The organism is Flavobacterium sp. LHD-80 (genome assembly GCF_030929605.1).
Classification (GTDB): domain Bacteria; phylum Bacteroidota; class Bacteroidia; order Flavobacteriales; family Flavobacteriaceae; genus Flavobacterium.
In genome coordinates this window covers 514,460-539,103 of record NZ_JAVFVS010000001.1, presented here as the reverse complement: position 1 = coordinate 539,103, position 24,644 = coordinate 514,460, and the positions used below count along the sequence as shown (strand labels likewise).

Sequence of the window (24,644 nt, the reverse complement as noted above, 5' to 3'; positions counted from 1 at the left end):
ATTTTCAGCAATCTTCTTTTAGCAAAGGGCAAAAAAAAACTCCATCACGTGGATGGAGTTTCTGTATACTTAAAAAGTCGTTTTATTTACTTTACAAATTCAATTTTTTGAGCTTCTTCTTCGTTAACACTGTCAAAGAATCCTTGCTCGTTCATCCAGTCATCACTAAATACTTTACTCATATAACGAGAACCATGATCAGGGAAAATAGCAATAATATTACTATCTTTTGTAAACTCACCTTCTTCTGCATATTGTTTAATCGCCTGCATTACTGCTCCAGAAGTATATCCAACAAATAAACCTTCTTTACGAGTAATTTCTCGCGCAGAGTGAGCGCTTTCCTCATCGGTTACTTTCATGAATTTATCGATAATATCAAAATCTGTCGCTGACGGAATTAAATTTTTCCCTAACCCTTCAATACGGTATGGATAAATTTCTTTGTTGTCAAACTCTCTTGTTTCGTGATATTTCTTTAATACTGAACCAAAAGCATCAACACCAAGAATTCTAATATTAGGATTTTGTTCTTTTAAGAATTTTGCAGTACCGGAGATTGTTCCTCCTGTTCCACTGCAAGCAATCAAATGTGTGATTTTTCCTTTTGTCTGTTCCCAGATTTCAGGACCTGTAGTATTGTAATGGGCATCAATATTTAATTGATTGAAATATTGATTGATATAAACAGAACCTTTTGTTTCTTCGTGTAAACGCTTGGCTACATTATAATAAGATCTTTCGTCATCTGCTGAAACGTGAGCCGGACAAACATAAACTTTTGCTCCTAGGCTTCTCAGCATGTCAATCTTATCTTTTGATGATTTTGAACTTACTGCTAAAATACAGTTGTATCCTTTAATAATGCTGACCATTGCCAAACTAAATCCTGTGTTTCCTGATGTAGTTTCAATAATAGTATCACCTGGCGACAAAATTCCTTTTCTCTCAGCTTCTTCAATAATATATAACGCGATTCTATCTTTTGAGGAATGACCTGGATTAAAAGCTTCTACCTTTGCGTAGAAATTTCCTTCTAACTCTTCGGTGATTTTATTTAGCTTAATAAGTGGGGTGTTACCTATTAATTCTAAAACATTATTATAAGCATTTATTTCTTCTTTCATAAAAAAATAGTTAATCAAAGGCTTTTTTAAAACCCCCGATAGGTTGCAAATTTAACAAAATTTTTCTAATTAGCTTTTAATTTTCTCTAAATCTAATAAAAAACTAAATTCTTTTGCTAAGTCCTTCAAAGCCTCAAAACGTCCTGAAGCACCGCCATGTCCGGCATCCATATTGGTATCTAAAAACAAAAGCTTCTCATTTGTCTTCATATTTCTCAATTTAGCTACCCATTTGGCAGGCTCCCAATATTGTACCTGCGAATCGTGCAATCCTGTAGATACATACATGTTTGGATAATCTTGCTCTTTTACATTATCATACGGCGAGTATGACAACATATAATCATAGTATTTTTTATTGTTTGGGTTGCCCCATTCATCGTATTCTCCAGTTGTTAACGGAATTGTATCGTCTAACATTGTTGTTATAACATCAACAAAAGGAACCTGAGCAATTACTCCGTTATATAATTCAGGAGCTTCGTTTGCAATAACTCCCATCAAAAGTCCCCCTGCTGATCCTCCTTCTGCGTATAAATGTTTAGAAGAAGTGTATTTCTCGTTTATTACAAATTTAGAGCAATCGATGAAATCTGTAAAGGTATTTTTCTTTTTTAACAGTTTTCCGTCCTCATACCATTGTCTTCCTAAGTCTTCTCCACCACGTATATGAGCGATGGCGTAAACAAATCCGCGGTCTAAGAGCGAAAGTCTTGTTGACGAGAAATAAGTATCCATTGTAATTCCATATGAGCCATATGCATACAATAAAAGCGGATTTTTGCCATTTTTCTCCAATCCTTTTCTATAAATCATAGAAATTGGCACCTTTACACCATCTCTTGCCGTTACCCAAACTCGTTCTTCTATATAATTTTCTTTATCAAATTTTCCACCTAAAACCTGTTGTTCTTTTAAGATTTCCTTGGTTTTAGTTTTCATATTAAAATCAATTACAGACGATGGCGTTGCAAGTGACTGATAGCTGTAACGCAAAATATCGGTGTCAAAATCAATATTAGTTGTTGTATAAGCATTGTATGTTTCACTTCCGAATGGCAGATAGTAATCAGGTTCATCGACATTCCAAGGCATGATTCTGATGTGATTCAAACCATTTGAGCGTTCTTCAACGACTAAGTAATTTTTGAAGATTTCAATATCTTCCAACAAAACATCTTCTCTGTGCGGAATAACATCCACCCAATTTCTCTTCCCTGTTCTATTTTCAGGCGTTTTCATCAATTTAAAATTCGTCGCTTTGTCTTTATTAGTCAAAACATAAAACGAATCTTCAAAATGTGAAATGCTATATTCTAATCCGCGAACGCGTGTTTGAAAAACTTCAAAGTCTCCATCTGGATTATCAGAATTTAAAATCCTATATTCAGTTGTCAAAGTACTTCCTGAACTGATTACAATATATTTTTTAGATTTTTCTTTATGAACAGAAACATTAAAAGTGTCATCTGTTTCATTATAAACTAAAACGTCAGCTGCAGAATCTGTATTTAATTTATGTCGAAAAATTTTGTCTGCACGCAATGTAACCTCATCTTGTCTAGTGTAAAACAAAGTATTGTTGTCATTTGCCCAAACTGAACTTCCTGTTGCATTTTCGATTTTATCTGAAAGAATTTCTCCTGTTTCTAAATTTTTAACTTGAACAGTATAAATTCTTCTTCCTACAATATCCACTCCAAAACTGGCAAATTTATTATCAGGACTAATGCTTAAACCGCCTAATTTGAAATAAGCATGACCTTTTGCCAATTCATTACAGTTGAACAAAATTTCTTCATCTGCAGAAAGACTTCCTTTTTTTCTGGCAAAAATTGGATAATCCTGACCTGTTTCAAAACGTGTAATATAAAAATAGCCATTGTAAAAATAAGGAACAGAAGAATCATCTTCTTTAATTCTGCTTTTCATTTCCTCATATAAAGATTCTTGCAAATCTTTAGTATGAGCGGTCATATTTTGATAGTAATCATTTTCCTTGTTCAGATAATCGATAACTTCTGGATTTTCGCGGTCATTCAGCCAAAAGTAATTATCAATTCTGGTCTCTTTATGTTTTTTAAGTTTCTTTGGAATTTCTTTGGCTTCGGGAGCCATTATATTATTTTGCATTGATTGAGCATTTATTTTAAATACGAAGGAGCAAAAGTAGTACAATCAAAAGGAACGAAAATTAATTTTTTCATAAAATATTCTATTGATTTACCATAGCAATATACTAATTTTGTCTTAAATAATTTAAAAAATCAAGAAAAATGGATTTAATGGGAATGATGGGCAAACTTAAAGAAACCCAACAAAAAATTGAAGATACTAAGAAACGCTTAGATACAGTTTTGATTGACGAACAAAGCGCTGACGGATTATTGAAGATAACAATTACTGCAAATAGAAAAATAAAAACAATCTCTGTTGATGACTCTCTTTTAGAAGACAAAGAACAACTAGAAGATTACTTAATTGTAACATTAAACAAAGCAATTGAAAGAGCAACAAGCGTAAACGAAAGAGAACTTGATGCTGTTGCCAAAATGGATATGCCGATGATTCCAGGGATGGATAATCTTTTCAAATAAGGTTCTGAGGCACTAAGGTTCTGAGGTACTAAGATTTACAAGAACTCAAGATTAAAAAAAGACGCACAAATTGTGCGTCTTTTTTTTTTACAAAGGAAAAGCCTTAGAATCTTAGCAACTTAGAACCTTAGCATCTTAAATTTTCGAAAATGTCTCCATAACATACGTATGCATCACTTCTTTGTAATCTAAATGCGTTACGATTCTTAGTTTATTGCGGCCTAAAGAGCTTATTAAAATGTTTTTTTGTTTTAATTTTTCGATTAAAAGCTGATCACTATAACCTTCTGCCAAAGAAAAAATTAAAATATTAGTTTCTACTGGTTCAACACTTGAAACCCAAGATTTTGTGCTTAAAACAGCTCCAATTTCTTTAGCTCTTCTGTGATCTTCAGCTAATCTTTCAATATTATTTGCCAAAGCATATAATCCGGCAGCTGCCAAATATCCAACTTGACGCATTCCCCCACCTAATATCTTTCTGATTCTCAACGCTCTATGAACATCAGCTTTAGTTCCAAGCAAAACAGAACCAATTGGCGCACCTAATCCTTTTGACAAACAAACTGAAATAGTATCGAAAATTGCTCCAAATTCCTTCGGATTTTGTCTTTTAGCTACTAATGCATTCCAAATTCTCGCTCCGTCTAAATGGAATTTTAAATTATTGGCATCGCATACCTTTTTTATATCTCTTAAATCTTCAAGTTCATAACAAGCACCGCCTCCTTTATTAGTTGTATTTTCTACACAAACCAAACTCGTTAACGGACTATGATAAAACTCTGGATCGTTGATTGCAGCCGCAACTTGAGATGCGTTGATCATCCCTCGGTCGCCATCTAACAAACAGCATGAAACACCGCTGTTAAAAGAAACTCCTCCTCCTTCAAAATTATAAACGTGCGCAAATTTGTCGGCAATTAATTGCTCACCCGGTTGTGTGTGTAATTTAATGGCAGTTTGGTTTGCCATAGTTCCCGACGGAAAAAAAAGTCCAGCTTCCATACCAAAAAATTCGGCTACTCTTGTTTCTAATTCGATAACTGTAGGATCCTGCTTATATACGTCGTCGCCAACTTGTGCGTTAAACATATATTGCAGCATTTCGTATGTAGGTTTAGTAATGGTATCGCTAACTAAATTTATTTCCATATAAAACTAATATCTTTTTTGGACAGCAAAATTACGTATTACTGTTATTTATTAATCGTAAGTTTTCATAAATTTTAACTTTCGATTACTATACAACCAAATTAACGTAATATTTATAAAAAACATATAAAACTAACATTAATAATTCAAAAATTGAGTTCCAAGTTTAGAAACTATTTCATTTGAAAAGAAACAGCTTCTTTTCAAAAACAAAAAAACAACCTAAAACTACTAATCTTTAATCATTTACAGACTAATCGCTGTATTCTAAAATTATTACTGTATTCTAAAAACTAAATCTTATTTTTGTATAAAGAAATTATATAAACAAACAACTGTAATTTCAACAAAAAACATCTTAAAACTACTTATTAATTTATGACAACAGCCGAACAAGTAAAAGGTATTGTGGAGCGCCTTGGTGCGTTGAGGAGGTATCTTTGACGTTGATGCCAAGCTAATCGAAATTGCAAACGAAGAAGAAAAAACTTTTGCGCCTGATTTTTGGAACAATGCCAAAGAAGCAGAAAACATCGTAAAAAATCTTCGAAACAAGAAAAAATGGATTGAAGATTATGACAAAGCCGTCGAGCTTACAGATGAGCTGCAGCTTGCTTATGATTTTTATAAAGAAGGTGAACTTACTGTAGAAGAACTAGACGAACAATACAGCGGTGCACAAGCGCATATTGAAAACATCGAATTCAAAAACATGCTTTCTGACGAAGGAGACAGTCTATGCGCTGTTGTTCAAATTACGGCCGGAGCCGGAGGAACTGAAAGTTGTGACTGGGCCGGAATGTTGATGCGTATGTACATGATGTGGGGTGAAAGTTATGGCTACAAAATAAAAGAACTTAACTTTCAGGAAGGTGATGTTGCCGGAATCAAAACCGTGACTTTAGAGTTTGAAGGCGATTATTCTTTTGGTTACTTAAAAGGAGAAAATGGTGTCCATCGTTTGGTTAGAATTTCACCTTTTGACAGTAATGCAAAACGTCATACTTCTTTCGTATCCGTTTACGTTTATCCGCTTGTTGATGACAGTATCGAAATCGACATTAACCCTGCTGATATCGAAATTACAACTTCTAGATCAAGTGGTGCCGGAGGACAGAACGTAAATAAAGTTGAAACTAAAGTACAGCTGGTTCACAAACCAACCGGAATCCAGATTCAATGTTCTGAAACTCGTTCGCAACAAGACAACAGACAGCGTGCTATGCAAATGCTTCGTTCTCAGTTGTATGAAATTGAATTAAAGAAACAACAGGCACAACGTGCTGATATTGAGGCTGGAAAAATGAAAATTGAATGGGGTTCGCAAATACGTAATTACGTGATGCAACCTTATAAATTAGTAAAAGACGTTCGTACAGGTTATGAAACCAGCGATGTTGACGGCGTAATGAACGGAAATATTGACCCATTCCTTAAAGCATATTTAATGATGATGGGACAGAAAGAGGAAGAGTAAAACAGTGTTCAGTTTTTTTAGTGTTCAGTCTCAGTTTGCAGTCACTGTAAACTTGAAACCTGAAACCTGAAACTTTAAAACAAAAAAATTATGATAAAATGGGCCGATGTAATTCATTTTACAAATAAAGGAAATCCCACTCCGGATAAAAGAGTGGAGAAAACGGACGAAGAATGGAAACAGCTTCTAACGCTTGAAGAATTTCAAGTTACACGTTTAAAAGGAACTGAAAGATCTTTTAGCTCTGAACTATGCAGTTTGTTTGATCCAGGAATTTACGAATGTAAATGCTGCGGAACCGTTTTATTTGATGCAAGCGAAAAATTTGAATCAGGAACAGGATGGCCTTCTTTTACACAGCCAATTAAAGAAAATGCAATTGGATATCATGCTGATAAGTCATACGGAATGATTCGGGTTGAAGTTGTCTGCAATGTTTGCGATGGACATTTAGGGCACGTTTTCCCAGATGGTCCTCCGCCAAGCGGTCTGCGTTATTGTATAAATGCAGTTTCTCTCTCTAAAATTAAAGATTAAAACAGAAAACGATTCCTTTCAAAAAGCGAATCGTTTTTTTTGGCCTTCAAGCAATTAACAAAATAAATGTAAGTTACTGCTTATCAATAAAAAAACTTTTCTCCATTTCTTCAAAAAAAGCTAAACACTTCTTTTTAAGCAACATAAACCTATGCATTCACTTGGTTTAAAAATTAGAAAACCGATAAAATTTTAATAGCTAAAATGTTAATTTTGTAATATTTAAACTATTATTTTAAATATCTTTCAATAAACACGATAAAAATATTAGGTAATTAAAATGTAATTTATTTTATTTGGCAAAAATTAACCCCAAATACTATTAGATACAATAAATGAAATCCTATTCAATTCAAGAGATTAACGAAGTAATTAATGGCGTGATATACGGCTCAACTTCTCAAAGCATAACTGCAACCGAGCAACTGGAAAAAGCAACGACTTCGCAAATTTCATTTATAGGTAATAAAAAATATGAAAAACATTGGCAGGCATCAAATGCTTCGATCGCAGTTGTCAATGAAGATATTTCAATAGAACCTGGTGAAAATCGTGCTTTTATTAAAGTAAAAAATGCCGATTTGGCCATGTCTCAAATTCTTGCCCTTTTTGCCCCTCCTACACCTATATTTCGCAGTAATATTCATAAAACAGCCACTATTGATGAAACAGCAATAATAGCAGATGGCGCTAGAATTGGTGCTGGCTGTTACATTGGGCCTAAAGTTGAAATTGGTGCAAATGTGACCATATACCCAAATGTGACAATTTTAGACGAATGTACCATTGGAAAAAACACTGTAATTTGGTCTGGAACAGTTGTACGCGAGCGCTGTCATATTGGGAGCGACTGTATTATTCACCCAAATGCAACTATTGGTGCTGATGGTTTTGGGTTTCGTCCCTGCAAAGAAAACGGGCTTGTGAAAATTCCGCAAATTGGAAATGTAATTATCGGAAATGGTGTCGAAATTGGAGCAAACACTTGTGTTGACCGTGGCAAATTTAGTTCTACTGTTTTAGGCGATGGATGCAAGATCGACAATTTAGTTCAAATTGGACACAACAGTAAATTAGGCAAATTTTGTATTATGGCTGGAAACAGCGGTTTGGCAGGTTCTGTAACCTTAGGAAATGGTGTTATCATTGGCGGAAGCGCATCAATAAAAGATCATACTACTATTGGAGATGGAGCGGTAGTTGGCGCCGGATCTGGAGTTACTGGAGATGTTCCTGCAGGAAAAACAATGCTGGGTTATCCAGCTGTTGAAGCTCGCGATGCTCTTAAGCAATGGGCAATGTTGAAGCAAATGGTCTGCAGTCCAAAAAAATAATCACGATTTAATTAATTATACAAAAACAGAAGCACAAAACTTCTGTTTTTTTTATGCCTTAATATCGCTAAAATTTAAAATTTAGGCATTTTTAAAACTTTCGGTTTATTTCAATTGATTTTGTAAATTAGCCAACACTATTTTGTAAAATCAATATTATATCATGGATTTAAACTTCAATAAAAACGAAGATCACAATAAATTACTCCTTTCAGAATTAAAACAAAAATTTGCCAAAGTGAAATTAGGCGGAGGTGAAAAACGTATCGAAAAACTGCACGCTGAAGGAAAAATGACTGCTCGTGAAAGAATCGCTTATTTATTGGATGAAAATTCAAAATATATTGAAATTGGAGGTTTTGCCGGCGATGGTATGTATGCTGAACATGGAGGATGTCCTTCTGGTGGTGTTGTGGTGAAAATTGGCTATATTAGAGGAAAACAATGTATTGTAGTAGCTAATGATGCTACTGTGAAAGCCGGAGCCTGGTTTCCTATTACAGGAAAGAAAAATCTTCGCGCGCAAGAAATTGCAATGGAAAACCGACTTCCAATTATTTATTTAGTTGACAGCGCAGGAGTTTATCTGCCAATGCAAGATGAAATTTTTCCTGACAAAGAACATTTTGGCCGTATTTTTAGAAACAATGCTCAAATGAGCAGTATGGGAATTACCCAAATTGCTGCCGTTATGGGAAGCTGTGTTGCAGGAGGAGCCTACTTGCCAATCATGAGCGACGAAGCTTTAATTGTTGATAAAACTGGAAGTATTTTTCTTGCCGGAAGCTATTTGGTGAAAGCGGCGATTGGAGAAACTATCGATAATGAAACTTTAGGAGGTGCAACAACACATTGCGAAATCTCTGGAGTTACAGATTATAAAGCAAAAGATGATAAAGATGCTTTAGATAAAATAAAGAATATTGTAGATAAAATTGGTGATTTTGACAAAGCGGGCTACAACCGAATCAAAGCCGAAAAACCTGCGCTTGAACCAAAAGATATTTACGGAATTTTGCCAAAAGCCAGAAATGAGCAATATGATATGATGGAAATCATTAATCGTTTGGTTGATAATTCAGAATTTGAAGCTTATAAAGAAGGTTATGGTCAATCTCTGATTACTGGTTATGCCAGAATTGACGGCTGGGCAGTTGGAATTATTGCCAATCAACGAAAAGTCGTAAAAACCAAAAAAGGCGAAATGCAATTTGGCGGTGTTATTTATTCTGATAGTGCTGACAAAGCAACCCGTTTTATAGCAAATTGCAATCAAAAGAAAATTCCGTTAGTGTTTTTACAAGATGTTACTGGTTTCATGGTGGGTTCTAAATCGGAACATGGCGGTATTATTAAAGACGGTGCCAAAATGGTAAATGCTGTCAGCAATTCAGTTGTTCCAAAATTTACTGTAATTGTAGGCAACTCGTACGGTGCAGGAAACTATGCTATGTGCGGAAAAGCCTATGACCCAAGATTAATATTTGCTTGGCCAAGTGCAGAACTTGCTGTTATGGGAGGCACACAAGCAGCAAAAGTTTTAGCGCAGATAGAAGCTTCTTCACTTAAAGCAAAAGGCGAAGTTGTAGATGAAGCCAAAGAAACGGAGTTATTCAATAAAATAAAAGCACGATACGACGAGCAGACTTCACCTTATTATGCAGCTTCAAGACTATGGACAGATGCCATTATTGATCCTTTAGATACACGCACATGGATTTCTATGGGAATTGAAGCAGCAAACCACGCTCCAATTCAAAAACCATTTAATTTGGGCGTAATTCAGGTTTAAAATATTCCGAAATTCTCAAAACAAGGCAAACAAACAACAAAAAACTCATTTTCAAGGACTTATTATTAAATATGTTATTAAAATTTTGTAATTTTAATAAACAATTTTTAATCACGCAATGTCATGGAAAATGTAAAAAGCTTGAATAAATGGGCAAATTCGCACACTTATTTACCAGTAGATTTAGTACGTATTGTATTGGGTGTTTTTTTATTTATGAAAGGAGTTTCATTTGTAACGAATGTTCAATATCTGCATGATTTAATTTCTCCAATTGATCAGTTTGGAGGTGGCATGTTCCTGCTGCATTATATTGCGCCCGCGCATATGATTGGAGGAATAATGATCGTTTTCGGTCTGCTCACACGCTGGGCAATTGCTGCACAGCTACCAATACTTTTTGGAGCAGTTTTAGTTAATTTCATGGGAAGAATGCATTCTGAAAGCTTATTTCTTGCAATAACAGTATTACTGCTTTGCATTTTCTTTCTATTTTATGGCGGGGGAAAGCATTCTGCCGATTACTACTTTAAAATGCAACAATAAATACTTCTATCCTCAGCGATTATTAAAGCTGAGGATAAAGCAAAAAGCACTTTTAAGAAGTAATTAATACTTTTAAATTTCTTTTTTTCTGTTTTATGAACTAAATTCGCCTCATGAATTGGATTCGTAAGACCATACTATTTATTTCACTTTTGATTATTGGCTTCTTTGCTGCTCAAGCAAACGATGTTCCTATGCAAATAGTTGAAAGTCAAAAAACGGACACCAATTTTTCTAAAGATATTCCAGATTCATCTGCATTTATCCAACCACAGACCAGCTATCAATTCGCTGCAAGCATCAAAACAGATTATCCTGTTGTAATAAAATGGTTCGATTCTTTAATCGTAGCCATTCCACAGCACGAAACTGTTAAATCTTCATTTAATTTTACACGTCAATTTTCAACTCAGAGCAAGAAAATCTCTCTAATGCTCTATGCGTTTCATTTTTTCTGGTAAATAAATCCGTGAAATTTTAATGAGAAAGAAACCTCTTCTTTCTTAATCTTTTAAACCGTTTTCTGCCCGAAAACAGTTTATGATTTCATATTATTTATCAAATTAAAACATCAAAAATGGAAACTAGTGTAACCATAATTGGTTTAGTGATTGCAATAATTGTCGCTATTCCGGTCTATTTTTCAGCACGATCGAGCGCTGCTAATAAATCTAAAATTTTAAATATTAAAAAGAAGTTCAACGCAACTCATCCTGAAGATTTTGATTTAACAGAGTCTCAGAGTAATAAAACACTTACTATAGATCAAAAAAACAAGAGATTTGTTTTAATGAATTTCAACCCAAACCAGCAAGAAGCAACCTATGTTGATTTAAAAAACATTTCTTCCTGCAAATTGGTTTTAACTACAGATGGAAACTCAGACACGATTATGAAAATCGATTTTGAATTCCAAGAAAAAGAAAATTCTAAAAAAATCACCATACCATTCTATGATTTCGATGATGATCGCATCAAACAAATAAGTGCTTATCAAGATCATATTTTTGCAAAAAAATGGCTTAAAATCATCCAAGATTCTATTTCACGTTAGTTATTTAATTCAGAAAAGAGGCTCAACTATTGAGTCTCTTTTTATTTTGCAATAACAATATGATATTTATCATTTTAATTTTTAAACAAGTAAAGTAATTTTGATCCCTCTCAAAATGTTTTATTTATGAAAATTTCACTGACTCAAAAATATAACGTCCCAGGTCCAAGATATACAAGTTATCCAACAGTTCCCTACTGGAATGAAGCCGATTTTACTTTGGAAAAATGGACAGCATCTTTTCAAAAATCATTTTCAGAAAGCAATACCCAAAACGGAATCAGTTTATACATTCATTTGCCATTTTGCGAAAGCATGTGTACTTTTTGCGGATGCAACAAACGAATCACGAAAAATCATTCCGTAGAAGAAATATACATAGATGCTCTCTTAAAAGAATGGAGTTTATATTGTAAACTTCTTCCCGAAAAACCTCTTGTTAAAGAAATTCATCTAGGCGGAGGAACTCCCACTTTTTTTTCTGTTGCTAACTTAGAAAATCTTATCAGTGGAATTTTTAAGTTAGCCGACAAGGCCAAAAATTACGAATTCAGTTTTGAAGGACATCCAAATAACACCACTTACGAACAGCTTAAGAAATTATATGATTTGGGCTTTCGCCGAGTAAGTTTTGGAGTTCAGGATTATGCCGAAAAAGTTCAAAAAGCCATTCATCGTATACAGCCTTTTCACAATGTTGCAAAAGTAACTTTTTGGGCAAAAGAGATTGGCTATAAATCAATTGGCCATGATATCATTTTTGGCCTTCCATTTCAAACTGTCGAAAATATTGTTGATACAATTGAAAAAACAAATTCATTAAAACCAGATCGATTAGCATTCTACAGTTATGCCCATGTTCCATGGATAAAAGGTAACGGACAGCGCGGTTTTAATGAAGAAAACTTGCCGAAAGATGCTGAAAAAAGAATGCTTTATGAAACAGGAAAAATACTTCTGTCAACAAATGGATATCATGAAGTTGGTATGGATCATTTTGCACAGTCATCAGATAGTTTATTTCAGGCAGCACACGCTAAAAAACTTCATAGAAATTTCATGGGATACAGTGCTTCAAAAACACAACTTATGATTGGTTTAGGAGTTTCATCAATTAGTGACAGCTGGTATAGTTTTGCGCAGAATACTAAAAATCTTGAAGAATATTATCAAATCTTGCAATCAAATCAGTTGCCAGTTGTAAAAGGGCATATTTTGAATGATGAAGATTTAATTATTAGAAAACACATCTTAAATCTCACCTGTGAGCTAGAAACTTCTTGGAGCAATGAATCTTTATACTTTAAAGAACTTCCTGAAGTTTTATTGGCTTTAAAAGAAATAGAAAATGATGAGCTAATTATTATCAAAGGAAATAAAATTAAAATTACCGAAGCCGGAAGGCCTTTTGTCCGCAATATTTGTATGGCTTTTGACTTACACTTAAAAAGAAAATCACCGGAAACAAACCTGTTTTCAATGACTGTTTAATAACAATTAGGAGTCTGTTGTACAAATAAACTCATATTTGATGGCGACACATAGGGAATTCCTAAACCCAAGCCTCTTAAAATAAATAAAACACCTATAAAAACGGCTACATAAGGAATTGCCTTCTGAATTTTATTTCGGAAAGGCAATTTTAACAATGAATTGACATAAACCACGATCGTCATTAAAGGAATAGTTCCTAAGCCGTAAAGTAGCATGTATAGAACCCCTAAATTGGCACTTTGCATAGCAATTGCACCAAACAATCCCACGTAAACCATTCCGCATGGAAGAAAACCATTTAATAAGCCTATTACAAAAAGAGATTTGTAACTCTTCTTTTTAAACTGACTTCCTAAATTTGATTTAATCTTTGAAATTACTTTATAAACACGTTTTGAAAAATTGTATTTAGCAAATGCTTTCTCAGGGATCAAAACAACCAATATCATTGCAATACCAATGAAAATTGATATTTTCTGCTGTATTCCCGCCATAAAGAAACCACGGCCCAACAAACCAAAAATCAAACCTATTGTTCCATAAGCTGTCAGACGACCTAAATGATAAGTGATAATCTGAGTGACCTTTTTTACTTCGTTTTGATGATCGACTGGCAACATAACAGCAATGGGCCCACACATTCCAACACAATGCAGACTGCTGATAAGACCTAATATGAATGCCGAATACAACATTTGTAAATTAGTTTACGTAAATTACTTCTTTAGTCAAGTATTTTGTTCCGTTGTACTGCCATTCCATATTAACATCCCAACGTCCTTTAATCAATTTATCTTTTGGAATAAACAAAGCTGAGTTTGTTAAAGCAATTTTAGTATTAAAATCAAATTTCTTATTTGAAGGGCGATACAATAAAATATTCCCTGTTACTTTATCGCTTTCAAAAGTTGCAGGAAATGCAACTTTAACGCCTGTCTCGCCAAAAGTAATTGAAGGTTTTTGCTGTAAATCGTGTGCATTCTGAACACGTGCCATTTCCTCCTGAAAATGTGAGTCATGCTTGTAATACTCCTCTACAACTAAATCATTATCATATTTGGCATTTGATTGTACTTCAAAAACAAAATATAAAATAAAAGTCATAAAAAGAGCAAAAGCTATTACAATTCCGGTTCCCCAATTTATTTTCATAATCGTAGTATTTTAATTAAAACTTCGCGGGCTTAAAAAATTTGTTTTGGTTGTCTCAAGCAATTTATCGCCATCATAAACCCCAATTTTAACTGTGGTTTTATCACTTTCCAAAATTGCTTCATTGATTTCTATAAAAAGTGTCCCTTGAGCAGTTTCTTCTCTTTTAATTTTGAAATGAGTATTCCCAACGTTTTTAATTTCACCTTTCTGGTCAATCAATTCAAAATGAATGTCATTATAATCATTCATCGTTTTATTGACAATTTTATACGTGTAAACATTGCTTATTTTATCCCCCTTATGCTGAAATAATTGTCCTGGCAAACGCAAAATAATAGCCTCAACATTAGTTCTTAAAAACAACATCCCAACGAATACACTTAACAAAATAAATAATACAGCTGTATAACCTTTCATTCTATTAGTAAACTTAAAAGGCTCTTTTTTTGTTATTTCATCTTCAGAAGCGTAACGGATAAGACCTTTTGGCAAACCTACACTTTCCATTATATGGTCACATTCGTCAATACAAGCAGTGCAATTGGTGCATTCTAACTGAGTTCCGTTTCGAATATCGATTCCCATTGGGCAGACATGCACACATTGAAGACAATCAATACAATCTCCTTTTCCAGTTAATGCTCGATCTTCCTTTTTATTAAATTTTGCACGACCCTCCTCTTTTTCGCCACGAACAAAATCGTATGCAACGTTGATGGATTTATTATCAAGAAGAACTCCTTGAAGTCTGCCGTAAGGACAAGCAATTATGCAAACCTGTTCGCGAAACCAAACAAAAACAAAGTAAAAAACACCAGTAAAGATCAATAGGGCAATAAAATTGTTCGCCTGCTTTACCGGACCTTGCTCAATCATTAAAAATAACTGATCACTGCCAACCAAATAAGCTAAAAACACATTCGCAATACCAAAAGAAATTAAAAAGAAAACAGTCCATTTTAAAAGCCTTTTTCTAATTTTTTCTGCATTCCATTCTTGTCGGGCTAAACGCGATTGAGAACCGCGATCGCCATCAATCCAATATTCAATTCGGCGAAAAACCATTTCTAAAAAAATAGTCTGCGGACAAATCCATCCGCAAAAAATCCTTCCAAAAACGACCGTAAATAAAATTATAAAAACGACGCCAACCAGCATTGAAATTACAAAAAGGTAAAAATCCTGAGGCCAAAACGGAAATCCAAAAATATTAAAACGACGTTCCATAACATTGAACATCATAAATTGGTTACCGTTGATTTTTATAAAAGGATTTGCAACTAAAATAGCTAATAAAACATAGCTGACAATCTTTCTATAATCATAGAACTTACCAGACGGTTTTTTAGGGAAGATAAATTTTCTATTACCGCCTTCATCAATAGTTCCAATGGTATCTCTAAAAGCTTCGTCTGGTAAATTTGACATGATTATTATTTTTTAACTTCTGTACTATCTTTTGGACTATTTGCCGCTGCGTCTTTTTTTGGAGCACTTTCATCGACCCAAACTTCACCTTCAGCTTCTTTTGGTTCTTTAGGATTGCTTCCTTGTAAAGACAATATATAACTAGCCACTTTTTGAATATCTTTTGGCTTCATACCATTTGTTTTCCAAGAAACCATTCCTTTTCCATCACGACCACCATTTGTAATAGTATGGAAAACATTTTTAATGCCACCTCCTAAAATCCAATGATCGTCTGTTAAATTTGGACCAATTTGACCTCCACCATCTGCTCTGTGGCAAGCAGCACAATTTGTCATGAAAATTTCTTTACCTGCTGCTAAACTTGGTTCATCAGTAAGTAAAACAACTGTTTTTTCATCCATTAAATCTGGTGCCGTTTTCAAGTATTCGTCCACATCAATTTTTGCTTGCGCCATTTCTTTTTTAAGCTCTGTTTCCTGATCATCTCCACCAAGAATTTCATAATGCACAAGATAGATAGCACCAAAAATGATACAGATGTAGAATAAATAAACCCACCATGGCGGTAAATTATTATCAAGCTCCTTGATTCCGTCATAATCATGATCCATCAACAAATCACCTTCTTTTTCCATAGGAGGTGTCTTTGTAAGTTTATGCATCAACTCTTTAAACCATGTGCTTTCGCTTAAACTCAGACTATTTTCATAATCTACCTTAGCTTTTTCTTCAGGAGACATTAAATGATACATCACTCGATTAACTGCGCTGAGTGTAATTTCAATTGCTATTAAAACAAATAGAAATACAGCTAAAAAGACAGAAACCATTGGGAATTTTATAAAAGCCGGTTTATCACCTGAATCAATAAAATACTCCATCAAAGCAAAACCGATGAAGAAAATAAGTGGTACTCTTACATATACTGGGAAAAACTTTTTCATTTTATTTATCTTTTGAAATTATACCAAGTCCTCATTTAAAGGAATTTCACTCATTTCTTTAATCTTTTCTTTTTTATATGAAAATACCCAAAAGGCTAATCCAACAAAAAATAAAAAGAAGATCAAGAGAGATAGAATCGGGTAAATTTCTATACCCGATATTGTCTCCATATTGTGTTTTATCTGTTCAAACATAGCCTTATTTTTTAGCAGTATCTTTTACTTTAATATCAGTACCAAGTCTTTGTATATAAGCTATCAAAGCAACAATTTCTCTTTCATTCATTGGAACAAATTGTTCTCCTTTGGCAGCAGCTTTCTTTTTGCTATCCTCATAACTTTTCACAAAATCAGGATCGTTTTCTAAGCTTTTTTCAATTTTAACAGCTTGATCTCTCAATGTTTTCTGAGCGTTTGCAATTTCAGTTTCTGAATATGGAACACCAAGTGAAACCATTGCTTGCATTTTCTTTTGCGTCAAAGAAATATCCAAAGGTTTATTGTCGAATAGCCATTTGTAGCCCGGCATAATTGAACCTGCAGATGTACTTTGTGGATTCCACATATGGTTAAAATGCCAGTTGTCATTGTACTTACCTCCTACTCTTAATAAATCTGGCCCAGTTCGTTTTGATCCCCATAAAAATGGATGATCATAAACAAATTCTCCTGCTTTTGCTTGTGGACCGTACCTTTCAACTTCACTTCTAAATGGTCGAACTGATTGTGAGTGACAACCTACACATCCTTCTCTGATATATAAATCACGTCCCTCTAATTCTAAAGGTGTGTAAGGTTTTACGCTTGAAATTGTTGGAATATTTGATTTAACCATAATTGTTGGTACAATTTGAATAATACCTCCAATTAAAATCGCAATCGTAGCTAAAATGGTCAATTGAATTGGTTTTCTTTCTAACCAAGTATGGAATTTTTCTCCTCTAAGCCTATTACTACTAATTGTTTGCAATGCAGGAGCCTGAGCTAATTCATCTTCAATAGTATCTCCAGCTTTTACGGTCATTATAATATTGTAAACCAATGTTATCATCCCCACTAGATAAAGCGTACCACCAATTGCTCTCATCCAATATAAAGGCATAATTGCAGTAACGGTTTCAAGGAAGTTTCCGTACGTTAAAGTTCCGTCTGGATTAAATTGTTTCCACATAGAAGCTTGCTGGAAACCTGCCACATACATTGGCAATGCGTATAATATAATTCCTAAAGTTCCGATCCAGAAATGGAAATTAGCTAGTTTTTTAGAAAATAAGGTGCTTTTTGTCATTCGAGGAATCAACCAATAGATAATACCAAATGACATAAAACCGTTCCATGCTAAAGCTCCAACGTGTACGTGTGCAATAATCCAGTCTGTATAGTGCGCAATAGCATTTACATTTTTAAAAGAAAGCATTGGACCTTCAAAAGTTGCCATTCCGTATCCTGTAATAGCTACAACAAAGAATTTTAAAACTGGTTCTTCACGAACTTTATCCCAAGCACCTCTCAACGTTAAAAGTCCGTTGATCATACCTCCCCAAGATGGAGCAATAAGCATTACTGAAAATACAACTCCTAAATTCTGCGCCCAGTTAGGCAAAGCTGAATATAATAAGTGGTGAGGTCCAGCCCAAATGTAAATAAAGATTAAAGACCAAAAGTGAATAATAGATAATCTATAAGAATAAATAGGTCGGTTTGCTACTTTAGGAATAAAATAATACATCAATCCTAAAAATGGTGTTGTCAAGAAAAATGCAACTGCATTATGCCCATACCACCACTGTACCAGCGCATCTTGAACACCTGCGTAAACAGAATAACTTTTTAACGCAGAAACTGGTAATTCAATATTATTAAAGATATGCAAAACAGCAACTGTCACAAAAGTGGCTAAGTAGAACCAAATAGCAACATATAAATGCCTTTCTCTTCTGCGAAGCATGGTACCAATCATATTGATTCCCATTACAACCCAAATTAATGCAATTGCAATATCAATAGGCCACTCCAGTTCGGCATACTCTTTTGATGAGGTATAACCTAATGGTAATGTAATGGCAGCTGCAACAATAATTAACTGCCAGCCCCAAAAATGCAGATTACTTAAAAAATCACTGAACATTCTTGCTTTCAGCAAACGCTGCAACGAGTAGTATAACCCCGCAAAAAAAGCATTTCCGACAAAGGCAAAAATAACTGCATTTGTATGCAAAGGTCTTAATCGGCCGTAGCTAAGCCACGAAATCCCATCTGTCATGTTGGGAAAAAGGTACATAACCGCTAAGGTCAGTCCCACTAACATACCTACTACTCCAAAGAGAATAGTGGCGTAAATGAATTTTTTTACAATTTTGTTGTCGTAATAAAACTGTTCCATTTCCATAATTAAACTTGTTTTTCTTCGGTTGGTGAATTATTTTTCTGGGGAATATTTTTTGTCTCATCATCAAAAAGCATTCTGACTGAGGGCGTATAGTCATCATCATACTGTCCAGATTTGACAGCGATAATAAAAGCAATGAAGAAGCCTACTGCGACGAAAATACTTACTGAGATTAATAGATAAATTACACTCATACCATTAAAATTATGTTAACAAAATTAACTGGTTAGTATTGCAAAAAATATGATAATTATCATAGTCAAATGGCTTATGCTAAATTTAGTAAAAATATACTTCGGAATTATTTATAATCATTTTAAATTACTAGAACTGAAGTAGTTAGACATAATAGTCACAAAACTTACAATCGTAATTGTACTCAACGGCATAATAATAGCCGCCACTAGTGGAAGTAAGTTGCCTGTAATTGCAAAACCAAGCCCTACAACATTATAAAGAAGCGATAAAACAAAACTCATTTTGATAATCAAAATCGATTTTTGAGAAAGTTTTAAAAAGTAATTCAATCGGGAAAATTCATTGGCATCTAGAATCGCATCACAAGCAGGTGAAAACACATTGACATTTTCAGAAATTGAAACCCCAACATTGCTTTGTGCCAGAGCTCCAGCGTCATTTAAACCATCACCTACCATCATAACATTCAAGCCTTTATCCTGAAGCTTTTTGATGAAGTCAAGTTTTTGTTCCGGCTTTTGATTAAATATTAGTTCAGTCCCATGAGGCAAGATCTTTTCAAGATTTTCTCTCTCTCCGTCGTTATCACCTGAAAGCACTTTTAACTTGTAGTTTTTGCTTAAATTTAAAAATAACGTTTCAAGACCATCTCTATACTGATTTTGGAAATTAAATCGTCCATAATAAACATCTCCTATTTTAATATGAAGCGCTGTTTTTTCAATTTCTGAAGTATTCAAATCAGGACTTTCAACAAATGCAGCCGAGCCAATTTTAACTGCTTTATTTTCGGCGAAAGCCAAAATTCCTTTTCCAGTTATTTCTTCAAACTCATCAATTTTAATCCGTTTTGTTTCAGGTAAAAAATCATACAACATTCGGCTTAAAGGGTGATTTGAAGCGCGAAGTACATTTTTTAATAAAATCGTATTTTCATCAGAAATCGCGATTCCTTCGTAGACAATATTTGATTTTTTATTTGTTGTGATTGTTCCAGTTTTATCAAAAACAATGGTATCTACTTTTGCTAATTGTTCAATTACCAAGGCATTTTTAAGATACATTTTTTGTTTGCCCATAATTCGGAGAATATTTCCAAAAGTAAACGGAGCTGTAAGAGCCAATGCGCAAGGGCAAGCCACAATTAATACTGCAGTAAAAACGTTGAATGCCGTATTTGCATCAATAAATATCCAATATCCAAATCCTGTAAAAGCAATCAATAATAATATAGGAGTAAAATAACGACTGATTTTGTCTGTAATTGTTTTATGTTTTTGAACTACCTTTTTCTGGAAAATTTCATTGCTCCATAATTGCGTCAAATAACTTTGTGAAACTGAATGTAAAACTTCCATTTCAATTACTTTTCCAATTTGTTTTCCACCGGCAAAAACTTTATCACCTGATTTTTTTGTTATTGGAACTGCTTCTCCAGTAACAAAACTATAATCAATTTCGGCTTTTTCACTGATTAAAATACCATCAACCGGAATCAACTCTTGGTTTCTGATTAATAATCTGTTTCCTTTTAAAACATCATAAATTGGCACACTTTCTTCAGAGACATCTTGATTAATTCTGGTAACTGCTATTGGAAAATAGGATTTAAAATCTCTTTCAAAACTCAAAAAACTATAGGTTTTAATTTGGAACATTTTCCCCAAAAGCATAAAAAATACCAGCCCCGTAAGACTGTCAAAAAAACCGCCTCCGTAATTCATAACAATATCAAAAGTACTTCTGATAAACATTACAATAATTCCTAAAGCAATAGGAATATCAATGTTCAACATTTTTGATTTGATGCTTTTATAAGCCGATACATAATAGCCACTTGCAGAATATAGAAAACTTGGCAAAGCCAATAAAAAAATCAAAATCCTGAAAAACGGCTTGTAATTATCCAGCCAAAATTCTTTGATTTCGAAATATTCTGGAAATGAAAGCAACATAATATTGCCAAAACAAAAGAAAGCAACACCAAGTTTATAAGTCAGACTTCTATCAATATTATTCTTACCAGTTTCGTAGTTTTCTAGACTTATATAAGGCTCATATCCTATTGAACTTAATAAATTAGCTATTGATTTGAGAGAAACCGAATCTGAGTTGAAAGTAATTCGGACTTTTTTTTCTGGGAAATTAACTTGAGAAATGCTGATTCCGGATTGAATTCTGTTTAAATTTTCCAGAATCCAAATACAAGAGCTGCAATGTATGTGCGGAATATTTAAAGAAACAATTGCAGTATTGCCTTCTTGAAAATCGATTATTTTAGTTGAGATCGCATCATTGTCTAAAAAGTCATATTTCCCTTGAATGTCCTGAGGAGTAGCGCCTGGCGATTTTTCAAAATCATAATAACAGGTCAAATCATGAAGGCTAAAAATTTCATAAACCGTCTTACAGCCAGCACAACAAAACTTTTTTTCATCAAAATCGATTTCTTCATTTTTAGGAATGTCAATCCCGCAATGAAAACAACTCTGCTCAGTCATAAATTTGTTTCTTTTTTAATGTAACAAATATTTCGAATAAGATTTAAGTATAAATATGACAATTATCATATGAAAATGAAATCCAATTCTAATTTAATGAAATAAAATAGGCAAATTACGTTCGTAAAATTTTTCTGCATATTTTAAGAAAAAACAGGGCTTTAAAACGCGAATAATGGTTAATTTTGCACTAAATTATTTTGCGATGAATAAATGTGATCAATGTATTGTACGCCAGTTGTCGTCTTTAAAAGCCCTTAATAAAGAGGAGGTTGTAAAATTAGCCAATAGCAAAACCAGTTACTCGATTAAAAAAGGAGATTCTATTTTTGAAGAAGGAGAAGTTACCAACGGTGTATTTTGTATAAAAGATGGAGTTGGCAAATTATCAAAATTAAGTGCTAATGGAAAAGATCAAATTGTAAAATTGGTCAAATCTGGCGAATTATTAGGACAGCGTTCTATGATCAGTAATGAACCTGCTAATTTATCTGCAAAAGCAATCGCCGATATGGAAGTTTGTTTTATTCCAAAATCTGAAATCATCCATTTCTTTAATAACAACAATCAATTTTCACTTAATTTAATGCAGTCAATTTGTGAAGATTTGAAAGAATCTGAAAACGATAAAATTGCATTAGTTCAAAAAACCGTAAAACAACGTTTAGCCGAAACATTATTACACTTGCATGATGAGTTTGGCGAAAATCCAGATAAAACCTTAAAAGTACAACTTACAAGAGAAGAACTTGCAGGAATTATTGGAACCGCAACTGAAAGCTGTATTCGTCTTTTATCTGATTTTAATAAATTAGAACTTATTGAACTTGTTGGAAAAAAAATTATGCTGAAAGATGTGCGAGCATTAAAAAAAATGGCTGAATAACTACAGCTTTTTAGCTTCGTTCCAAAATACATCCATTTCTGCCAAGGTCATATCAGATAAAGGTTTTCCTAATTCACCAGCTTTGCTTTCTAAATACTGAAAACGTTTAATGAATTTTTTATTAGTGCGTTCTAATGCATCTTCTGGATTTACATTTAAGAATCGGGCGTAATTGATCATCGAGAATAAAACATCACCAAATTCGGCTTCAATTTTATCCTGATCTCCTGTTTTTACTTCCACTTGAAGTTCTTTTAGTTCTTCTTGTACTTTGTCCCAAACTTGATGCGGTTCTTCCCAATCAAAACCAACACCTTTTACTTTATCCTGAATTCGGCTTGCTTTTACTAACGCAGGAAGACTTCTTGGTACACCTTCTAAAACAGATTTTTTGCCTTCTTTTAATTTCAATTTTTCCCAATTCTGTTTTACTTCTTCTTCATCTTTTACAACAGTATCGCTATAAATATGTGGATGACGATGGATCAATTTATCACAGATTTCATTACAGACATCGGCCATGTCAAAATCATCGGTTTCTGAGCCAATTTTGGCATAAAAAACTATATGCAACAGCAAATCTCCAAGTTCTTTTTTTACTTCATTTAAATCATTGTCTAAAATAGCATCTCCAAGTTCATAGGTTTCTTCGATTGTCAAATGGCGCAAAGTTTGAAGCGTTTGTTTTTTATCCCACGGACATTGCTCGCGAAGTTCATCCATGATTATTAATAATCTTTCGAAGGCTTTTAGCTGAAGTTCTTTGCTCATTTTTGATTTTTTTTGAATTGTAATGAAGTACTGTAAAAGTAAAAAATCCTGTCAAGAAAACATCTCAACAGGATTAATATATTTGAAAGAAGGAATTACTATTCTTCTTTTTTTGCTTTTGCTTTTTTAGCCGGCGCTTTTTTAGCTGGTGCTTTTTCTTCAGCTGCAGGAGCTTCTTCAGCTGTTTCTGCTGGTGATGGAGCTAAATCAGTTACTAAACCTTTAGCCTGAAGTGTGTTGTACCAGTTTAATACTTTTTTAATATCAGATGGATAAACTCTTTCCTCATCATATTCTGGCAAAATTTCTTTAAAGTATGCACTTAACTTAGCATTATCTTCTTTATGCGAAATCGCTTGACCTTTATTTTCTTTAGCAGCAATTTTTTGCATTACTTCAGTTAATGGTTTTTCGCCTTCGTATGTATAAATTGAGATTTCTGACAATAAACTTACATTACTTTTCAAGTTTACTGTGATTTTTTTTCCGTCTGTTAATGATTCTGCCACAAAACCTGTACGAGTTTGCACTTTTAGTACATATAAACCTGGTTTCCCTGAAATGGCTAAAATTTTGTCTAAATTCATGTTGTATTAATATTAGTATTAAGAATTTTATTGTATTTTTTTTGCTCTTGTAAAGAACAATTATCTTCCTTTTTTAGCGGCAGCAAATTTCATTCTGTATTCTTGAAAAGTCTTGCCTTCTGTAATATTTTTTAATTTCTTTTGAATCAAACGTTTTTTCAATGAAGATATTTTGTCTGTAAACAAAACTCCTTCAATATGATCGTATTCATGCTGAATAACTCTTGCAATTAATCCGTCAAAAACCTCTGTTTTCATGACAAAATCTTCTTCACAGTATTCAATCGTAACGGTTGGTTTTCTGTAAACATCTTCACGTACATCAGGAATACTTAAACAGCCTTCATTAAAGCTCCACTCTTCTCCTTCTTCCTTAACGATTTTAGCATTGATAAAAGTTTTTTTGAATCCTTTTAATTCTTTAGCCTCATCAGATCCTAAATCATCATCTTCACTAAAAGGAGTTGTATCAATAACAAACAAACGAATTGCCATACCTACCTGAGGAGCAGCAAGCCCAACACCGTAAGCATTGTACATGGTTTCATACATGTTTGCTATCGTTTCTTTTAGGTTTGGATATTCTGGCGTAATTGCCACACCTACTTTTCTTAAAACAGGATCTCCATATCCTACAATTGGTAAAATCATTTGTATTAATTTATTGCA

General features: G+C 33.6%; 24 protein-coding genes. 10 read left to right on the top strand and 14 right to left on the bottom strand.

From position 1 onward, the window contains the following. Positions 1 to 86: 86 nt before the first annotated feature. Complete coding sequence (locus tag RB619_RS02325; protein ID WP_308093656.1) at positions 87 to 1,127, bottom strand: cysteine synthase family protein; 1,041 nt, start codon at positions 1,125 to 1,127, stop codon at positions 87 to 89. A gap of 69 nt (positions 1,128 to 1,196) precedes the next feature. Beyond that, the gene (locus RB619_RS02320) at positions 1,197 to 3,260 is read right to left on the bottom strand and encodes a S9 family peptidase (protein ID WP_308093653.1); all 2,064 of its coding nucleotides are present in this window, start codon (positions 3,258 to 3,260) and stop codon (positions 1,197 to 1,199) included. 143 nt (positions 3,261 to 3,403) lie between these two features. On the opposite strand from RB619_RS02320, the gene RB619_RS02315 reads away from it, so the two are divergent. Continuing rightward, positions 3,404 to 3,724 (top strand): YbaB/EbfC family nucleoid-associated protein, encoded by a 321-nt coding sequence (locus RB619_RS02315; RefSeq protein WP_155100804.1) that lies wholly within the window; start codon positions 3,404 to 3,406, stop codon positions 3,722 to 3,724. 135 nt (positions 3,725 to 3,859) lie between these two features. On the opposite strand, the gene RB619_RS02310 is transcribed toward RB619_RS02315, so the two are convergent. Next, on the bottom strand, positions 3,860 to 4,879 hold the full coding sequence (locus RB619_RS02310) for a GntG family PLP-dependent aldolase (protein ID WP_308093650.1): 1,020 nt from the start codon (positions 4,877 to 4,879) through the stop codon (positions 3,860 to 3,862). A gap of 378 nt (positions 4,880 to 5,257) precedes the next feature. Here RB619_RS02310 and prfB point away from each other — a divergent pair. The 8 genes from prfB to hemN all read left to right on the top strand — a co-directional run bounded on the left by prfB (position 5,258) and on the right by hemN (position 13,110). Beyond that, positions 5,258 to 6,356, top strand: a protein-coding gene (gene prfB, locus RB619_RS02305) for a peptide chain release factor 2 (RefSeq protein WP_308093647.1) whose coding sequence is annotated in 2 segments (ribosomal slippage) — positions 5,258 to 5,320 and positions 5,322 to 6,356 — 1,098 coding nt in all. Because the reading frame shifts where the segments join, the coding sequence is not laid out codon by codon here. 90 nt (positions 6,357 to 6,446) lie between these two features. After that, positions 6,447 to 6,893: a peptide-methionine (R)-S-oxide reductase MsrB gene (msrB, locus tag RB619_RS02300; RefSeq protein WP_308093644.1), complete on the top strand. Its 447-nt coding sequence runs from the start codon at positions 6,447 to 6,449 to the stop codon at positions 6,891 to 6,893. Positions 6,894 to 7,228: 335 nt separating this feature from the next. Further along, positions 7,229 to 8,227: a UDP-3-O-(3-hydroxymyristoyl)glucosamine N-acyltransferase gene (gene lpxD, locus RB619_RS02295; RefSeq protein WP_308093642.1), complete on the top strand. Its 999-nt coding sequence runs from the start codon at positions 7,229 to 7,231 to the stop codon at positions 8,225 to 8,227. Positions 8,228 to 8,390: 163 nt separating this feature from the next. After that, positions 8,391 to 10,019 carry a carboxyl transferase domain-containing protein gene (locus RB619_RS02290; protein ID WP_308093639.1) on the top strand — a complete coding sequence of 543 codons (1,629 nt, stop codon included), beginning with the start codon at positions 8,391 to 8,393 and terminating at the stop codon, positions 10,017 to 10,019. Between the two features lie 123 nt (positions 10,020 to 10,142). Continuing rightward, the gene (locus RB619_RS02285) at positions 10,143 to 10,565 is read left to right on the top strand and encodes a DoxX family protein (RefSeq protein WP_308093636.1); all 423 of its coding nucleotides are present in this window, start codon (positions 10,143 to 10,145) and stop codon (positions 10,563 to 10,565) included. Between the two features lie 113 nt (positions 10,566 to 10,678). Beyond that, positions 10,679 to 11,026, top strand: a complete 348-nt coding sequence (locus RB619_RS02280; RefSeq protein ID WP_308093634.1) for a hypothetical protein — start codon at positions 10,679 to 10,681, stop codon at positions 11,024 to 11,026. 116 nt (positions 11,027 to 11,142) lie between these two features. After that, positions 11,143 to 11,619, top strand: coding sequence for a hypothetical protein (locus RB619_RS02275; RefSeq protein WP_308093631.1), 477 nt, complete (start codon positions 11,143 to 11,145; stop codon positions 11,617 to 11,619). A 126-nt stretch (positions 11,620 to 11,745) separates the two neighbouring features. Next, positions 11,746 to 13,110, top strand: coding sequence for an oxygen-independent coproporphyrinogen III oxidase (gene hemN / locus RB619_RS02270; RefSeq protein WP_308093628.1), 1,365 nt, complete (start codon positions 11,746 to 11,748; stop codon positions 13,108 to 13,110). Here the strand turns inward: hemN and RB619_RS02265 are convergent. The 8 genes from RB619_RS02265 to RB619_RS02230 all read right to left on the bottom strand — a co-directional run bounded on the left by RB619_RS02265 (position 13,107) and on the right by RB619_RS02230 (position 21,731). After that, a complete protein-coding gene (locus RB619_RS02265; RefSeq protein ID WP_308093625.1) occupies positions 13,107 to 13,808 on the bottom strand; it encodes a sulfite exporter TauE/SafE family protein in 702 nt (233 codons plus the stop codon). The two genes, hemN and RB619_RS02265, sit on opposite strands and share 4 nt — an antisense overlap. Positions 13,809 to 13,815: 7 nt before the next feature. Next, positions 13,816 to 14,265 carry a FixH family protein gene (locus RB619_RS02260; protein WP_308093622.1) on the bottom strand — a complete coding sequence of 150 codons (450 nt, stop codon included), beginning with the start codon at positions 14,263 to 14,265 and terminating at the stop codon, positions 13,816 to 13,818. A 12-nt stretch (positions 14,266 to 14,277) separates the two neighbouring features. After that, positions 14,278 to 15,696 (bottom strand): cytochrome c oxidase accessory protein CcoG, encoded by a 1,419-nt coding sequence (gene ccoG / locus RB619_RS02255; RefSeq protein WP_308093620.1) that lies wholly within the window; start codon positions 15,694 to 15,696, stop codon positions 14,278 to 14,280. Between the two features lie 5 nt (positions 15,697 to 15,701). Further along, positions 15,702 to 16,643, bottom strand: a complete 942-nt coding sequence (locus tag RB619_RS02250) for a cbb3-type cytochrome c oxidase N-terminal domain-containing protein (RefSeq protein WP_308093617.1) — start codon at positions 16,641 to 16,643, stop codon at positions 15,702 to 15,704. An 18-nt stretch (positions 16,644 to 16,661) separates the two neighbouring features. Next, positions 16,662 to 16,838, bottom strand: a complete 177-nt coding sequence (locus RB619_RS02245; protein WP_308093614.1) for a CcoQ/FixQ family Cbb3-type cytochrome c oxidase assembly chaperone — start codon at positions 16,836 to 16,838, stop codon at positions 16,662 to 16,664. Positions 16,839 to 16,842: 4 nt separating this feature from the next. After that, entirely contained in the window at positions 16,843 to 19,032 is a 2,190-nt protein-coding gene (ccoN, locus tag RB619_RS02240) for a cytochrome-c oxidase, cbb3-type subunit I (protein WP_308093612.1), read from the bottom strand. 2 nt (positions 19,033 to 19,034) lie between these two features. Next, positions 19,035 to 19,226 carry a cbb3-type cytochrome oxidase assembly protein CcoS gene (gene ccoS / locus RB619_RS02235; RefSeq protein ID WP_308093610.1) on the bottom strand — a complete coding sequence of 64 codons (192 nt, stop codon included), beginning with the start codon at positions 19,224 to 19,226 and terminating at the stop codon, positions 19,035 to 19,037. Between the two features lie 117 nt (positions 19,227 to 19,343). Further along, positions 19,344 to 21,731, bottom strand: coding sequence for a heavy metal translocating P-type ATPase metal-binding domain-containing protein (locus tag RB619_RS02230; protein WP_308093607.1), 2,388 nt, complete (start codon positions 21,729 to 21,731; stop codon positions 19,344 to 19,346). A 205-nt stretch (positions 21,732 to 21,936) separates the two neighbouring features. On the opposite strand from RB619_RS02230, the gene RB619_RS02225 reads away from it, so the two are divergent. After that, positions 21,937 to 22,617 (top strand): Crp/Fnr family transcriptional regulator, encoded by a 681-nt coding sequence (locus RB619_RS02225; protein WP_308093980.1) that lies wholly within the window; start codon positions 21,937 to 21,939, stop codon positions 22,615 to 22,617. Here the strand turns inward: RB619_RS02225 and mazG are convergent, their stop codons facing one another. From mazG to def, 3 genes are all read right to left on the bottom strand, one after another. Then, entirely contained in the window at positions 22,618 to 23,388 is a 771-nt protein-coding gene (gene mazG, locus RB619_RS02220) for a nucleoside triphosphate pyrophosphohydrolase (protein ID WP_308093605.1), read from the bottom strand. It abuts the gene before it with no gap. 98 nt (positions 23,389 to 23,486) lie between these two features. Next, the gene (locus tag RB619_RS02215; RefSeq protein WP_308093603.1) at positions 23,487 to 23,975 is read right to left on the bottom strand and encodes a DUF5606 domain-containing protein; all 489 of its coding nucleotides are present in this window, start codon (positions 23,973 to 23,975) and stop codon (positions 23,487 to 23,489) included. Between the two features lie 60 nt (positions 23,976 to 24,035). Further along, positions 24,036 to 24,626 (bottom strand): peptide deformylase, encoded by a 591-nt coding sequence (gene def / locus RB619_RS02210; RefSeq protein ID WP_133524870.1) that lies wholly within the window; start codon positions 24,624 to 24,626, stop codon positions 24,036 to 24,038. Positions 24,627 to 24,644 lie beyond the last annotated feature (18 nt).

Bases quoted from the DNA above. Each gene is read 5' to 3' on its own strand.
- RB619_RS02325 (WP_308093656.1), bottom strand. From the start codon at position 1,127: ATGAAAGAAGAAATAAATGCTTATAATAATGTTTTAGAATTAATAGGT.
- RB619_RS02320 (WP_308093653.1), bottom strand. From the start codon at position 3,260: ATGCAAAATAATATAATGGCTCCCGAAGCCAAAGAAATTCCAAAGAAA.
- RB619_RS02315 (WP_155100804.1), top strand. From the start codon at position 3,404: ATGGATTTAATGGGAATGATGGGCAAACTTAAAGAAACCCAACAAAAA.
- RB619_RS02310 (WP_308093650.1), bottom strand. From the start codon at position 4,879: ATGGAAATAAATTTAGTTAGCGATACCATTACTAAACCTACATACGAA.
- msrB (WP_308093644.1), top strand. From the start codon at position 6,447: ATGATAAAATGGGCCGATGTAATTCATTTTACAAATAAAGGAAATCCC.
- lpxD (WP_308093642.1), top strand. From the start codon at position 7,229: ATGAAATCCTATTCAATTCAAGAGATTAACGAAGTAATTAATGGCGTG.
- RB619_RS02290 (WP_308093639.1), top strand. From the start codon at position 8,391: ATGGATTTAAACTTCAATAAAAACGAAGATCACAATAAATTACTCCTT.
- RB619_RS02285 (WP_308093636.1), top strand. From the start codon at position 10,143: ATGGAAAATGTAAAAAGCTTGAATAAATGGGCAAATTCGCACACTTAT.
- RB619_RS02280 (WP_308093634.1), top strand. From the start codon at position 10,679: ATGAATTGGATTCGTAAGACCATACTATTTATTTCACTTTTGATTATT.
- RB619_RS02275 (WP_308093631.1), top strand. From the start codon at position 11,143: ATGGAAACTAGTGTAACCATAATTGGTTTAGTGATTGCAATAATTGTC.
- hemN (WP_308093628.1), top strand. From the start codon at position 11,746: ATGAAAATTTCACTGACTCAAAAATATAACGTCCCAGGTCCAAGATAT.
- RB619_RS02265 (WP_308093625.1), bottom strand. From the start codon at position 13,808: ATGTTGTATTCGGCATTCATATTAGGTCTTATCAGCAGTCTGCATTGT.
- RB619_RS02260 (WP_308093622.1), bottom strand. From the start codon at position 14,265: ATGAAAATAAATTGGGGAACCGGAATTGTAATAGCTTTTGCTCTTTTT.
- ccoG (WP_308093620.1), bottom strand. From the start codon at position 15,696: ATGTCAAATTTACCAGACGAAGCTTTTAGAGATACCATTGGAACTATT.
- RB619_RS02250 (WP_308093617.1), bottom strand. From the start codon at position 16,643: ATGAAAAAGTTTTTCCCAGTATATGTAAGAGTACCACTTATTTTCTTC.
- RB619_RS02245 (WP_308093614.1), bottom strand. From the start codon at position 16,838: ATGTTTGAACAGATAAAACACAATATGGAGACAATATCGGGTATAGAA.
- ccoN (WP_308093612.1), bottom strand. From the start codon at position 19,032: ATGGAAATGGAACAGTTTTATTACGACAACAAAATTGTAAAAAAATTC.
- ccoS (WP_308093610.1), bottom strand. From the start codon at position 19,226: ATGAGTGTAATTTATCTATTAATCTCAGTAAGTATTTTCGTCGCAGTA.
- RB619_RS02230 (WP_308093607.1), bottom strand. From the start codon at position 21,731: ATGACTGAGCAGAGTTGTTTTCATTGCGGGATTGACATTCCTAAAAAT.
- RB619_RS02225 (WP_308093980.1), top strand. From the start codon at position 21,937: ATGAATAAATGTGATCAATGTATTGTACGCCAGTTGTCGTCTTTAAAA.
- mazG (WP_308093605.1), bottom strand. From the start codon at position 23,388: ATGAGCAAAGAACTTCAGCTAAAAGCCTTCGAAAGATTATTAATAATC.
- RB619_RS02215 (WP_308093603.1), bottom strand. From the start codon at position 23,975: ATGAATTTAGACAAAATTTTAGCCATTTCAGGGAAACCAGGTTTATAT.
- def (WP_133524870.1), bottom strand. From the start codon at position 24,626: ATGATTTTACCAATTGTAGGATATGGAGATCCTGTTTTAAGAAAAGTA.